General features: G+C 54.4%; 17 protein-coding genes and 1 other RNA gene. 11 read left to right on the forward strand and 7 right to left on the reverse strand.

The features are described from left to right. Positions 1 to 219 precede the first annotated feature (219 nt). The gene (locus tag C3406_RS24670) at positions 220 to 459 is read left to right on the forward strand and encodes a hypothetical protein (RefSeq protein ID WP_103179233.1); all 240 of its coding nucleotides are present in this window, start codon (positions 220 to 222) and stop codon (positions 457 to 459) included. Next, the gene (locus tag C3406_RS24675; RefSeq protein ID WP_103826508.1) at positions 459 to 776 is read left to right on the forward strand and encodes a hypothetical protein; all 318 of its coding nucleotides are present in this window, start codon (positions 459 to 461) and stop codon (positions 774 to 776) included. Before C3406_RS24670 ends, C3406_RS24675 begins: the two co-directional genes overlap by 1 nt. A 165-nt stretch (positions 777 to 941) precedes the next feature. On the opposite strand, the gene ssrA is transcribed toward C3406_RS24675, so the two are convergent. Continuing rightward, positions 942 to 1,305: a transfer-messenger RNA gene (gene ssrA / locus C3406_RS24680) on the reverse strand. A 90-nt stretch (positions 1,306 to 1,395) separates the two neighbouring features. Continuing rightward, the gene (gene smpB, locus C3406_RS24685; RefSeq protein ID WP_103180795.1) at positions 1,396 to 1,878 is read right to left on the reverse strand and encodes an SsrA-binding protein SmpB; all 483 of its coding nucleotides are present in this window, start codon (positions 1,876 to 1,878) and stop codon (positions 1,396 to 1,398) included. Positions 1,879 to 2,034: 156 nt separating this feature from the next. Between smpB and C3406_RS24690 the strand changes: the two genes are divergently transcribed. Both C3406_RS24690 and C3406_RS24695 read left to right on the forward strand, forming a co-directional pair. After that, complete coding sequence (locus tag C3406_RS24690) at positions 2,035 to 2,472, forward strand: type II toxin-antitoxin system RatA family toxin (RefSeq protein ID WP_197080107.1); 438 nt, start codon at positions 2,035 to 2,037, stop codon at positions 2,470 to 2,472. Next, positions 2,462 to 2,749, forward strand: coding sequence for an RnfH family protein (locus C3406_RS24695; protein WP_103822537.1), 288 nt, complete (start codon positions 2,462 to 2,464; stop codon positions 2,747 to 2,749). Before C3406_RS24690 ends, C3406_RS24695 begins: the two co-directional genes overlap by 11 nt. Positions 2,750 to 2,845: 96 nt before the next feature. Here the strand turns inward: C3406_RS24695 and bamE are convergent, their stop codons facing one another. The 3 genes from bamE to nadK all read right to left on the reverse strand — a co-directional run bounded on the left by bamE (position 2,846) and on the right by nadK (position 5,964). Beyond that, the gene (gene bamE, locus C3406_RS24700) at positions 2,846 to 3,187 is read right to left on the reverse strand and encodes an outer membrane protein assembly factor BamE (protein ID WP_103822536.1); all 342 of its coding nucleotides are present in this window, start codon (positions 3,185 to 3,187) and stop codon (positions 2,846 to 2,848) included. A gap of 151 nt (positions 3,188 to 3,338) precedes the next feature. Continuing rightward, positions 3,339 to 5,000 (reverse strand): DNA repair protein RecN, encoded by a 1,662-nt coding sequence (recN, locus tag C3406_RS24705; RefSeq protein WP_103822535.1) that lies wholly within the window; start codon positions 4,998 to 5,000, stop codon positions 3,339 to 3,341. An 85-nt stretch (positions 5,001 to 5,085) separates the two neighbouring features. Further along, entirely contained in the window at positions 5,086 to 5,964 is an 879-nt protein-coding gene (gene nadK / locus C3406_RS24710; RefSeq protein WP_103822534.1) for an NAD(+) kinase, read from the reverse strand. A gap of 121 nt (positions 5,965 to 6,085) precedes the next feature. On the opposite strand from nadK, the gene grpE reads away from it, so the two are divergent. Next, positions 6,086 to 6,679 carry a nucleotide exchange factor GrpE gene (gene grpE, locus C3406_RS24715; protein WP_139157085.1) on the forward strand — a complete coding sequence of 198 codons (594 nt, stop codon included), beginning with the start codon at positions 6,086 to 6,088 and terminating at the stop codon, positions 6,677 to 6,679. Between the two features lie 53 nt (positions 6,680 to 6,732). Here the strand turns inward: grpE and C3406_RS24720 are convergent, their stop codons facing one another. Continuing rightward, positions 6,733 to 8,019 (reverse strand): HlyC/CorC family transporter, encoded by a 1,287-nt coding sequence (locus C3406_RS24720; RefSeq protein WP_103822532.1) that lies wholly within the window; start codon positions 8,017 to 8,019, stop codon positions 6,733 to 6,735. Between the two features lie 18 nt (positions 8,020 to 8,037). Beyond that, the gene (locus C3406_RS24725; RefSeq protein ID WP_103822531.1) at positions 8,038 to 8,829 is read right to left on the reverse strand and encodes a cytochrome C assembly family protein; all 792 of its coding nucleotides are present in this window, start codon (positions 8,827 to 8,829) and stop codon (positions 8,038 to 8,040) included. 166 nt (positions 8,830 to 8,995) lie between these two features. On the opposite strand from C3406_RS24725, the gene ffh reads away from it, so the two are divergent. The 6 genes from ffh to C3406_RS24755 all read left to right on the forward strand — a co-directional run bounded on the left by ffh (position 8,996) and on the right by C3406_RS24755 (position 13,120). Then, entirely contained in the window at positions 8,996 to 10,357 is a 1,362-nt protein-coding gene (gene ffh / locus C3406_RS24730; protein WP_103180786.1) for a signal recognition particle protein, read from the forward strand. 246 nt (positions 10,358 to 10,603) lie between these two features. Next, positions 10,604 to 10,852 (forward strand): 30S ribosomal protein S16, encoded by a 249-nt coding sequence (rpsP, locus tag C3406_RS24735; RefSeq protein WP_003863133.1) that lies wholly within the window; start codon positions 10,604 to 10,606, stop codon positions 10,850 to 10,852. Between the two features lie 15 nt (positions 10,853 to 10,867). Next, entirely contained in the window at positions 10,868 to 11,407 is a 540-nt protein-coding gene (gene rimM, locus C3406_RS24740; protein ID WP_301564410.1) for a ribosome maturation factor RimM, read from the forward strand. A 30-nt stretch (positions 11,408 to 11,437) separates the two neighbouring features. Beyond that, complete coding sequence (gene trmD / locus C3406_RS24745; protein WP_103822530.1) at positions 11,438 to 12,205, forward strand: tRNA (guanosine(37)-N1)-methyltransferase TrmD; 768 nt, start codon at positions 11,438 to 11,440, stop codon at positions 12,203 to 12,205. Between the two features lie 41 nt (positions 12,206 to 12,246). After that, complete coding sequence (gene rplS, locus C3406_RS24750) at positions 12,247 to 12,594, forward strand: 50S ribosomal protein L19 (protein WP_002914145.1); 348 nt, start codon at positions 12,247 to 12,249, stop codon at positions 12,592 to 12,594. Positions 12,595 to 12,724: 130 nt separating this feature from the next. Beyond that, positions 12,725 to 13,120, forward strand: a complete 396-nt coding sequence (locus tag C3406_RS24755) for a DUF2946 domain-containing protein (RefSeq protein ID WP_255410157.1) — start codon at positions 12,725 to 12,727, stop codon at positions 13,118 to 13,120. The last annotated feature ends 23 nt before the right edge of the window (positions 13,121 to 13,143 follow it).

A 13,143-nucleotide genomic window follows, 5' to 3' on the forward strand; every position in this document is an offset into this window, starting at 1 on the left:
TGGTTTAAGCCCCTGCTGACACGAAGCGGGCTCCGGCCACCGCTACAGCCCTCTGGGCCTTACAGAGCTCAATTTTATACCGGAAGTTCTGGTATACCCGCTTGGTCAATTCGGCAGAATAGCTGGATATTCAGCAGTAATTATCAATAGGCGCTGCCGCATTGATCTGCACTCTCTTTAAAACTACTGTATATAAAAACAGTAAAAGGAGTGCAGATCATGCCCCGCCGTCACGACATTCACGCCGCATTTGTGGCCGCAATACAGCAAAACCCTAATGGCTACCAGTGTTTACGCACAGATGACTTTATTGAAGAACTGGCGAAGTTACACTGGCATTTCAGCCAGGCCGATGCCAACGACTGGATAGAGCGATACCAGGAGTGCTTCGTCGACAAGACGCCGGACAACAGCGAGAACAGGCTCTGGATGCTCCGCAACATGGGGAGGGTTCTCTGATGGGATTCCCTTCACCGGCAGGCGACTACGTAGAGCAGCGGTTAACTCCGGAGCGTATCTGCGGGATCGGCATGGACAGCCGCATCCTCGAAACCTCTTCTGGCTTTGCGGTCATCGAGCCGTGCACCAGGTTGGTACAGAATCAGGTTCTGCTGATTTTGTCGGGCGGCCGCACGCAGTTTGCCAGGGTCATGGGCAGAGCGCTGATTTGTGATGATGGCGAGGCGATCGAGGGCGAAGCTGCGGAGGAGGTCGAGATTATGGGGCGGGTTACATTCTTCATCAACAGTACAGACGAGGATGACAGGCCGGTGTAAAAATAGAGCCCATAAAAAAGCCCGCATCAGCGGGCTTCTTATCACTCGGGAGCCGCGGCTCCTTTGCGTATCCTTTTTTGTCCCCTCACCGTCTGGTCGGTGTCCTTCTGAGACTGCTAACTTCCTGTTATTGCTAGTGATGTCCTATCAATGTCCAATCATGATTGGTGGAGCTGGCGGGAGTTGAACCCGCGTCCGAAATTTCTACATCCTCGGTACTACATGCTTAGTCAGTCTTTACATTCGCTGGCCAGCTGCGGACGGACACGCCACTGACAAACTAGCCTGATTAGTTTTAACGCTTCAACCCCAGGCAGGGCCTCCACGCGATCTCTTTTGGGTTTGACCTCTCTTTGATCCCCGTCTTAAGAGCGGAAGCTAGGGAGAGAGGGCTCTTAGCAGGTTATTAAGCTGCTAAAGCGTAGTTTTCGTCGTTTGCGACTATTTTTTTGCGGCTTTTTACGAGGCAAACCGCCCCTCGGCATGCACCTTGGGTTTCGCAAATCCCGTCGAATCCAGAATCAGCCCCAATAGTGTTACAGCAAGTATACCAGAATTTGCAGACCGGTTGCCACCCCGGAACGCTAACTTATTGAATCGCTCAATAAGTATCCGGAAATTAACGGCCTGCGTGCTTCATGATGCGCGCTTTATCGACCTGCCACTCGCGATCTTTCACATCGTTACGCTTGTCGTGCTGCTTCTTACCTTTTGCCACGCCGATTTTCACTTTGCACCAGGCGTTCTTCCAGTACAGCGACAGGGCGAGCACGGTGTAACCTTCGCGGTTGATACGCCCGAAGAGCGAATCCAGCTCACGTTTGTTCAGCAGCAGCTTACGGGTGCGGGTCGGATCGCAGACGTAGTGAGAAGAGGCGACCGTCAGCGGCTGAAAGTTCGCGCCAAACAGAAAGGCTTCGCCATCCTTAAAGATCACGTAGCTGTCACCGATGTTGGCTTTACCCGCGCGCAGCGATTTAACTTCCCAGCCCTGCAGCGCAAGGCCAGCTTCGAATTCTTCTTCGATGAAATACTCGTGGCGGGCACGCTTGTTGAGCGCAATGGTTGCCGAGCCAGGTTTATGTGCTTTTTTCTTCGTCATAAGTGTCGTAAAGCCGTAGGTAATCTGATGTCAAAAAGTCACCTCATTGCGTCCTGTGAGGTCTAACGCGCTATATTAGCATGAGATAAGGCTCAGCGTTTTTTTAACAGGTGATAAATGTTATTATTTGTTGGTTGTTTGATCAGGAAAAATGTTATGCCTCAGATTAGTCGTACTGCGCTTGTCCCTTACAGTGTGGAACAGATGTACCAGTTAGTGAATGACGTACAGTCATATCCGCAGTTTATCCCGGGGTGCACCGGGAGCCGCGTGCTGGAGTCAGGCCCGACGCAAATGACGGCGGCAGTGGATGTCTCCAAGGCCGGGATCAGCAAAACGTTCACTACCCGTAACACGCTGACCAATAACCAGAGTATTCTGATGCATCTGGTGGACGGTCCTTTCAAAAAACTGATGGGTGGATGGAAGTTCGTTCCGCTGAGTGCCGATGCCTGCCGGATCGAATTCCATCTCGACTTCGAATTTACCAACGCCCTGATTGAGCTGGCGTTTGGCCGCATATTCAAAGAGCTGGCGGCCAATATGGTTCAGGCATTCACCGTGCGCGCCAAAGAGGTCTACAGTGCAGCCTGAGATCGTGGTGGAAGTGGCTTACGCGTTGCCGGAAAAGCAGTATCTGCAGCGCGTTACGCTGGAAGAGGGGGCGACCGTTGAAGAGGCGATCCATGCTTCTGGCCTGCTGACCTTGCGAAGCGATATCGATCTGACGAAAAACAAAGTCGGCATTTACAGCCGTCCGGTGAAGCTAACCGATATCCTGAAAGATGGCGATCGGGTCGAGATTTACCGTCCGCTGATTGCCGATCCGAAAGAGCTGCGTCGTCAGCGTGCGGAGAAAGCGGCTAAATAAGCGGGTTTCCCCGGTGGCGCTGCGTTTACCGGGGCTACAGGCAGCGCGAGAAAACAAAAAAGGTGCTCATTGAGCACCTTTTGCATTTCTGAAACCTTACTCGTTGGTGAGTGCTGGTTTGTTGTCGATATTGGTCAGAACGCCGCTGCTGTTGAAAGTTAGCGTCAGGGTCTGCTGCGACACGTTTTCGTGGCCCGGTTGCTGGCGGAAGACGTAGAACCAGGTGTTGGTGCCGAATGGATCGGACATCATCGGTGTGCCCAGGGCATAAGCGACCTGCTGTTGCGTCATACCGACGCGAATTTTAGACACATCGTTTGGTGCGAGATAGTTCCCCTGGTTGATGTCAGGGCGGTAAACCACTTTTTCCAGCGTGGAGCAGCCTGCGGTCATCATCAGAAGAACCGCTGCGGCAGCGGTCAGCGTTTTACAGCGCATAGTGATTTGATTCCTTTTCGGGCCCGGGCAATACGCGACGGCTCATATGTAATATGCCGATGATAATAGACCTTTCACCACATTAAAACCTCTGGCGGCCGGTCTGTCGGCGTTTTTATTGTTCTGTATGACCCTGAGATACCGAAAAAGTTTACGCAGCCAGCAGTTCTTTCGCATTCGCCAGCGTATTGCGGGTGACTTCGCTGCCGCCCAGCAGACGGGCCAGCTCCTGCAGACGGGCGCGCTTGTCCAGCGGCTGCATGTGCGTTTCGGTCATCTCGCCATCGGTCTCTTTGCTGACAAAGAAGTGATGGTGGCCGCAACCGGCAACCTGCGGCAGGTGGGTCACACACATTACCTGGGTGGACTCGCCAAGCTGACGCAGCAGTTTACCGACCACCGCCGCGGTCGGGCCGCTGATACCAACGTCCACTTCATCAAAGATCAGCGCCGGGGTTTCCATTTTCTTCGCGGTGATCACCTGAATCGCCAGGGCGATACGCGACAGCTCACCGCCGGACGCGACCCGGGAGATCGCCTGCAGCGGCTGGCCCGGGTTAGTGGTCACGCGGAACTCAATGCGATCTGCGCCTTCGGCCGTCAGGTGATTGTCTTCAAACTTCACATCGATGGTGAAAACGCCGTGCGGCATCGACAGGAGATGCATGCTCTCCGTGATGTGCTGGCTCAGCTCCTGAGCATAGCGCTGACGCACGTTGTGCAGCTGCGTCGCCGTTTCCAGAGCCTGCTTATGATGGACGCTGACGGCCAGAGAGAGGGTCTCCAGCGAGTCGGCCTGATCGTCGAGCTGATTCTGCTCATCAAGCAGGGACTGGTGAAAATTGGGCAACTCTTCAGGTGAAACGTGGTGCTTGCGCGCAAGGGAGATCTGACGCGAAATACGCTGTTCCAGCTCGAACAGGCGGTTAGGATCCAGATCCAGTCGCTCGCAGTAGTGGCGCAGCTCGTCGCTGGCTTCGGAGATCTGAATCGCCGCCTCTTCCAGCATATCGAGCATACCGGAAACTTTGCTGTCCATACCGGCCAGTTCGGTCACAAGCTGGCGTACGGCATACAGCTGGCTTTGCAGGTTCACATCTTCGCCATCGGCCAGCAAATTCAGCGCCTGCTGGCTGGTGGAGAGCAGCTGGCCGCTGTTGGCCAGGCGCTTGTACTCTTCGTCAATCTGCTCAAACTCACCCGCCTGTGGGCTGAATTCGTTTAACTCTTTCAGCTGATAGGCCAGCAGTTCGGCACGGGCCGCGCGTTCCTGGCTCTGCTGTTGGTGCAGCGCCAGTTCGCGGCAGCTTTGATGCCACTGACGATAGTGCGCCGCCATCAACTGCATCAGCGCAGACTCACCGGCGTAGCCGTCGAGCAGCGATTTCTGCTGTTCAGGTTTGATAAGCTGCTGATGGGCATGCTGGCCGTGGATCTGGATTAACAGCTGGCCGAGCTCGCGCAGCTGGGAGAGCGGCACCGCGGTACCGTTGATAAAGCCACGGGAGCGGCCATCACTGTTGAGAACACGGCGAAGTAAGCACTCACGTCCATCTTCAAGCTGGTTTTCTTCAAGCCAGCGCAGTGCGGCGGGAGTGTCCTTGAGGGAAAAACGAGCGCACAGATCGGCGCGGCTGGCACCGGCGCGCACCATGCTGCCATCAGCACGACCGCCAAGGCAGAGCCCCAGCGCGTCAATCGCAATAGATTTACCGGCCCCGGTCTCCCCGGTGATAGCCGTCATACCGCTGTTGAAATCAATTTCGAGCTCACGAACGATGGCGAAGTTGCTGATGGTCAGTTGTGCCAGCATAAACGTTTTCCTGTATGAAAAACCATAACTGTGTTTGTGTACAGTATAATCTGGTTTTTTATACAGTAAAGTGCTGGATGCTATTTCAGAACAATTTTTTCGACCAGCCGAGCTTGGAGCTTAATGTGTTGAAATAGCTGTAATCTTTAGGGTGAATAAGATTCAGGTGATAATCGCAGCGGCGGATCAGCACATCTTCACCTTCCTGAATAGGCAGTGCGATTTGGCTGTCGCAGCTGATCTCCAGGTCGTTGCGGCGGTGGGAAAAGCGCAGACGGATGGTGCTGCTGCTGTTAATCACCAGCGGGCGGGCTGAAAGGGTATGCGGGAACATCGGTACCAGGGTGATGGCATCCAGCGAAGGCGTCAGGATCGGGCCGCCCGCCGAGAGCGAGTAGGCTGTCGAGCCGGTCGGCGTCGATATGATCAGCCCATCGGAGCGCTGCGAGAAGGCAAATATTTCGTCGATATAGACTTCAAACTCAATCATATGCGCCACTTTGCCTGGGTGCAGCACCACTTCGTTGATAGCGGTACTGATCCGCTTCTGGCAATCCTGCTGGCAGACCTGCGCCTCCAGTAAAAAGCGTTTTTCAGTGATGTAGTGGCCTTCCAGCACGTCGGCGAGCTGCTGCTGGGCATTATCCGGGTCGAGGTCGGTCAAAAAGCCCAGGTTGCCACGGTTGATGCCAATGACTTTAATATCGTAACGGGCGAGGGTACGGGCGGCGCCCAGCATATTGCCGTCGCCACCGACCACCACGGCCAGGTCGGCCTGCTGTCCGATTTCCGCCAGCGTGCCGGTTTTAACGTTTGTTAACTGCAGCTCCTGAGCAATTTGCTGTTCCACAATCACGTCATAATTTTTGGCGCACAGCCAGCGATAGAGCATTTCATGTGTCGTCAACGCAGTAGGGTGACGTGGATGACCGACAATTCCAATACACTTGAAATGGTTGCTCATTTTCTGAAGGTCCTTGTGCGAATGAATGATGACAATGTGGCTTGTTCCCTTGAATCCCGGAAACTGATCCCCATAATAAGCGAAGTTAGCGAGTTGAATGCAGAAAAACGCGGAGAAATTCATGAGTAGTAAAGAACAGAAAACGCCTGAGGGGCAAGCCCCGGAAGAAATTATCACGGAGCAGCACGAAGAGGTTGAGGCTGTAGAGGCTGAGGCTGGTGCTGAGCAGGTGGATCCGCGCGATGAAAAAATTGCGAATCTGGAAGCGCAGTTAGCTGAGGCCCAGAACCGCGAGCGCGATGGCATCCTGCGTATCAAAGCAGAAATGGAAAACCTGCGTCGCCGTACCGAGCTGGACGTTGAAAAAGCGCATAAATTTGCGCTGGAAAAATTTGTCAACGAACTGCTGCCGGTTATCGACAGCCTGGATCGCGCGCTGGAAGTAGCGGATAAAGCGAACCCGGATATGGCACCGATGGTTGAAGGGATTGAGCTGACGCTGAAATCCATGCTCGACGTGGTGAAGAAGTTCGGCGTGGAAGTGGTTGCCGATACCAACGTACCGATGGACCCGAACGTGCATCAGGCCATTGCGATGGTGGAATCTGAGGACGTGGCTGCCGGCAACGTGCTGATGGTGATGCAGAAAGGCTATACCCTGAACGGTCGTACCATTCGCGCGGCGATGGTCTCCGTGGCGAAAGCAAAGGCGTAATGCGCCTCCCGTAGTGCCGGGTGGTGGCGTCGCCTCACCCGGCCTACAACATCTTACTCCGCGACGCTCTCCCTCAGCGGTTTAACCGGCACGACTTTGACCTGCTTAATCATATTGTCCTGCACGTCCAGGATATCAATATCGTACTGACCAATCCGCACCCGCGTGCCTGCTGCCGGGATCTCCTCCAGCGCTTCCAGAATCATACCGTTGATGGTTCGGGCTTCCTCTTCCGGCATCTGCCAGTTAAAGGCTTTATTGAGTTCACGGACGTTCGCGCTACCGTCAATCAGCACCGATCCGTCATTTTGCGGCGTGACCTCTTCGGCAAGGGTAGGGGACATGGAGGTGGTGAAGTCGCCAACAATCTCTTCCAGAATATCTTCTACCGTCACCAGGCCCTGAATGTCGCCATACTCATCGACCACCAGACCCACTTTCTTTTTATTGCGCTGGAATTTAATCAGCTGGGTGCTGAGGGGAGTCCCTTCCGGGATGTAGTAAATCTCATCCGCCGCGCGCAGCATCACCTCTTTGGTGAACTCTTTTTTCTCGGTCATCAGACGATATGCTTCACGCACGCGCAGCATGCTGATGGTATCGTCCAGCGAATCACGGTACAGCACGATGCGGCCGTGCGGGGAGTGGGTCAGCTGGCGGACAATCGCTTTCCAGTCGTCGTTAATGTCGATACCGACGATCTCATTGCGCGGCACCATGATGTCGTCCACGCTCACCTTCTCCAGATCCAGCACTGACAGCAGCATATCCTGATTACGGCGGGAAATTTGCGAGCGCGATTCATGCACGATGGTGCGCAATTCATCTTTGCTCAGCGCACTGCTGATTGCCACATCCGCTTTAATGCCCACCATCCGCATCAGCACGCGCGTCACGCCGTTCAACAGCCAGACCAGCGGCATCATCAGAATTAGTAACGGCGCCAGCAGGAAGCTGCTGGGATAGGCGACCTTCTCGGGATAGAGGGCTGCGATGGTCTTCGGTAACACTTCAGCAAAGACCAGCACCACAAAGGTCAGCACCCCGGTGGCGATAGCGACCCCGGCGTTGCCGTAGAGACGCATGCCGACAATGGTGCCCAGTGCGGAGGCGAGAATGTTGACCAGGTTATTGCCGATAAGCACCAGGCTTATCAGGCGATCTGGCTTACGCAGCAGTTTTTCTACACGGCGAGCGGCACGGTTACCCTGTTTGGCGCGATGACGTAACCGGTAGCGGTTGAGCGTCATCATGCCGGTCTCCGAGCCGGAGAAATAGGCGGAGATAACCACCATGACGATCAGGGTAACGATCAGCGTGGTAGTGGAGATGTGTTCCAGGGGGAACTCCTTTGTTACTTAGCTGGCAAATTGCTGGATGACGCGGCTACCAAAATAGGCAAGGGTCAGGAGGCCTGCACCCGCCACGTTGAACCAGACCACGCGGCGACCGCGCCAGCCTTCATGATAATGGCCCCATAACAGGACAATATAGACAAACCACGCGATGATGGAGAGCACGGCCTTGTCGATATTCTCCATGCTGAAGAGATTGTGCATATAAAACAGGCCAGTGCTCAGGGTGAGCGTCAGCAATACTACGCCAACCTGAGTGATGTGGAACATCTTACGCTCAATGGTCATCAGCGGCGGCATCTCGTTGCTGAAGACCAGCTTTTTATTTTTGAGCTGGTAGTCAATCCAGGCCAGCTGCAGCGCGTATAGCGCGGCAATAATCAGCGTGGCATAAGAGAACAGCGACAGGCCAATATGCACCATCATGCCCGGGGTGGTCTCAAGGTGAGTAATAAACTCGTTCGGCATGAAGGTGGCAAAGGCCAGGTTGATCAGCGCAAAGGCGTAGACAATGGGCAGCAGCAGCCAGCCGCGGTTTTTCGACGCCACGATAGTCATCACCGTACAGATCATCAGGCTGACCAGCGAGCCGACGTTAAGCAGGCTCAGGTTCTGCCCGCTACCGTCGCCCGGCAAAATGCGCGCTTCGAGCGCAAAAGCGTGGCTTATCAACGCGATGACCGCCGACAAAATAGCCATTCGCCGCCAGCCGCTGTTTTTTTGTAACAGGCCAGGAATGATCAGCGCAAGGCTGACAGAGTATGCGACGAGGGCGATCAAAGCGAAAACAGGCATATAGGTGTCGACAGTTGTCCTGATAAGAAAGAGATGCAGTATAACGTTACGTGAGGCGTGCTCCAACCGTTGCATAACAACAAAGGCGGCTTCATGTTATACTCCGGCAAAATTCTGTGTACGTGTCGCGCCAGCGACCTAACGTTTCTACCCCAGGCGAGAGACAATGTTTGATAATTTAACCGATCGTTTGTCGCGCACGCTGCGCAACATCAGCGGCCGTGGACGCCTTACCGAAGACAATATTAAAGAGACGCTGCGCGAAGTGCGTATGGCGCTGCTCGAAGCAGACGTCGCGCTGCCTGTCGTCCGTGATTTCATCAACCGTGTAAAAGAAAAAGCGGTTGGTCATGAAGTGAATAAGAGCCTGACCCCGGGTCAGGAGTTCGTCAAAATCGTGCGTAACGAACTGGTTGCGGCGATGGGCGAAGAGAACCAGAGCCTGAACCTGGCGGCGCAACCGCCAGCAGTGGTGCTGATGGCAGGTCTGCAGGGGGCGGGTAAAACCACCAGCGTTGGTAAGCTGGGTAAGTTCCTGCGCGAGAAGCACAAGAAGAAAGTGCTGGTCGTCTCTGCCGACGTTTATCGCCCGGCGGCGATCAAACAGCTGGAAACCCTGGCCGAACAGGTTGGCGTGGAGTTCTTCCCGTCCGATGTCGGACAGAAACCGATCGATATCGTTAACGCGGCGCTGAAAGAGGCGAAGCTGAAGTTCTTTGACGTGCTGCTGGTGGATACCGCCGGTCGTCTTCACGTTGACGAAGCGATGATGGACGAAATCAAACAGGTGCATGCCGCGATCAATCCGGTAGAAACCCTGTTTGTCGTTGACGCCATGACCGGTCAGGATGCGGCCAATACCGCAAAAGCCTTCAACGAAGCGCTGCCGTTAACCGGCGTGGTGCTGACCAAAGTGGACGGCGACGCCCGCGGCGGTGCGGCGCTCTCTATTCGTCATATCACCGGCAAGCCAATCAAATTCCTCGGCGTCGGCGAAAAGACCGAAGCGCTGGAGCCGTTCCACCCGGACCGTATTGCCTCCCGTATCCTCGGCATGGGCGACGTGCTGTCGCTGATCGAAGATATCGAGAGCAAGGTTGACCGTGCCCAGGCCGAGAAGCTGGCCTCCAAACTGAAAAAAGGCGACGGCTTCGATCTGACCGACTTCCTGGAGCAGCTGCGCCAGATGAAGAACATGGGCGGCATGGCGAGCCTGATGGGCAAGCTGCCGGGCATGGGGCAAATTCCGGATAACGTAAAAGCGCAGATGGACGACAAGGTCCTGGTGCGTATGGAGGCGATTATCAACTCCATGACGCTGAAAGAGCGCGCGAAGCCGGAAATCATCAAAGGCTCCCGTAAACGCCGTATCGCGGCGGGTTGTGGGATGCAGGTCCAGGACGTGAACCGTCTTCTGAAGCAGTTCGACGACATGCAGCGCATGATGAAGAAGATGAAGAAGGGCGGCATGGCTAAGATGATGCGCGGGATGAAAGGGATGATGCCACCCGGTTTTCCTGGCCGCTAAAAGGCCTGGCTTGTTTGCCATTTCGGCACCGGGGTGTGCTCGCCATCCTCACGTACTACGTGTACGCCTCGGTGGCTGTGCGCACGCCGGCACCGAACTGACTGCACCGCCGACGGCCTTTTACGGCGGATTAGCAACTGTTGATTGCATTTTCCCCAGAAATCAGTAAAATTTTCGGGCTTTTAATATGACACCGGGCTCCTTCCCTCGATGGGGCCCGGTGTTTTATTCACACAAGAGGATGTTATGGTAACTATTCGTTTAGCACGTCACGGCGCGAAAAAGCGTCCGTTCTACCAGGTTGTTGTCACCGACAGCCGTAATGCACGCAACGGTCGCTTCATCGAGCGCGTTGGTTTCTTCAACCCACTGGCCGCTGGCGCAGAAGAAGAAACCCGTCTGGATCTGGATCGTATCGCTCACTGGGTTGGCCAGGGCGCTACTGTTTCCGATCGCGTTGCTACGCTGATCAAAGCAGCAAACAAAGCAGCTTAATCTGTCACGGTGGTCATGATGAGCAAAAAAGCACCTGTTGAACCGATTGTATTGGGCAAAATGGGTTCTTGCTACGGTATCCGTGGTTGGCTCAGAGTGTTTTCCTCCACCGAAGACGCCGAAAGCATTTTTGACTATCAGCCCTGGTTTATCCAGAAGGCCGGTAAGTGGGAAGAGGTCGAGCTGGAAAGCTGGCGTCACCACAATCAGGACATCATCATCAAGCTGAAAGGCGTTGACGATCGTGATGCCGCGAATGCGCTGACTAATTGTGAAATTGTCGTCGATTCGTCGCAGTTGCCACAGCTGGAAGAGGGTGACTACTACTGGAAAGACCTTATGGGTTGCCAGGTAGTCACGACTGAAGGTTACGGTCTGGGGAAAGTCATCGATATGATGGAAACCGGATCCAATGACGTTCTCGTCATTAAGGCAAACCTGAAAGATGCGTTTGGTATCAAGGAGCGGCTGGTTCCGTTCCTCGATGGGCAGGTTATCAAGAAAGTCGATCTCGCTACTCGTACTATCGAAGTAGATTGGGATCCTGGTTTTTAAATTCTCCTGAAAACGGTAAAAGACGGCGCTATGTGGATTGGCATTATTAGCCTGTTTCCTGAAATGTTCCGCGCGATTACTGATTACGGGGTAACTGGCCGGGCAGTAAAAAATGGCCTGCTGAGCATCGAGAGCTGGAGTCCACGTGACTTCACGCATGACCGGCACCGTACCGTGGACGATCGTCCTTACGGCGGCGGACCGGGGATGCTCATGATGGTTCAACCCTTGCGGGATGCCATCGCAGCAGCAAAAGCCGCGGCAGGTGAAGGCGCAAAGGTGATTTATCTGTCACCTCAGGGACGCAAGCTTGATCAAGCGGGCGTCAGCGAACTGGCAACGAATCAGAAACTGATTCTGGTGTGTGGTCGCTACGAAGGGATAGATGAGCGCGTAATTCAAACCGAGATTGACGAAGAATGGTCTATCGGCGATTACGTTCTCAGCGGTGGTGAGTTACCGGCAATGACGCTGATTGACTCGGTTTCCCGGTTTATTCCGGGGGTTCTGGGCCATGAAGCTTCAGCAACAGAAGACTCTTTTGCTGATGGATTGCTGGACTGTCCACACTATACCCGTCCTGAAGTGTTAGAAGGGATGGAGGTACCGCCAGTATTACTGTCGGGAAACCATGCCGAGATTCGTCGCTGGCGCCTGAAGCAGTCGCTGGGCCGTACCTGGCTTAGAAGACCTGAACTTCTGGAAAACCTGGCTCTGACTGAAGAGCAAGCAAAGTTGCTGGGCGAGTTCAAAACTGAACATGCGCACCAGCAGCAGAAACATGATGGGATGGCCTGAGGCCCCCAAATATCAGTTTACCCAGGATAAGAGATTAAATTATGAGCAACATTATTAAGCAACTTGAACAAGAGCAGATGAAGCAGGACGTACCTTCCTTCCGTCCGGGTGATACCGTGGAAGTGAAAGTATGGGTTGTTGAAGGTTCCAAAAAACGTCTGCAGGCATTTGAGGGCGTGGTTATCGCTATCCGTAACCGCGGTCTGCACTCTGCATTCACTGTTCGTAAAATTTCCAACGGCGAAGGCGTTGAGCGTGTCTTCCAGACTCACTCTCCGGTAGTTGACAGCATTGCTGTTAAACGTCGTGGTGCTGTACGTAAAGCTAAACTGTACTACCTGCGTGAGCGTACTGGTAAGTCTGCTCGTATTAAAGAGCGTCTGAACTAAGATTCGCTTAAGCGACATCCTGTAAAAAGGGCTGGCCGAATGGCCGGCCCTTTTTTTATCTCTCTGTGCCCTGCGCATTAACTTCTTCGACATAAATCGTTTACAATGCCCCTGCTCTAACGGAGGGTAAGTGACGACTCAACAGCATCAGACAAAATGGCAACGTATCGCGGCAGGTCTCGCGTTATTTGCGATCCTGATGATCGTCTTTGCGCCGCTGGTTTCTGTCTCGTTGCAAAAAGATCCCATGAGCGCGATGCCCGGCATGCACCATGACATGAGCATGATGGCGGAGCACCATGCCCCGCCTGAAAGCATGCCTGTCGACCATGCCGAAGCCTGCGGTTACTGCGTGCTGCTGGCCCACGTGCCGGGTGTGATTCTGGCGCTGGTGATGCTGCTGTGCGCGGTATTACTCAGGCAGCGCCTGACGCCGCCGCGCCCCTCTGTTCGCCACTGGCACTTCTTCCCCTGGCTCTGCCCCGATACCCGCGCACCGCCGCACCTGTCTGCTTATTCCATGTAAAAAAACGTACACCCCGGTGTACC

The organism is Leclercia sp. LSNIH8 (genome assembly GCF_002920195.1).
Taxonomy (GTDB): Bacteria; Pseudomonadota; Gammaproteobacteria; order Enterobacterales; family Enterobacteriaceae; genus Enterobacter.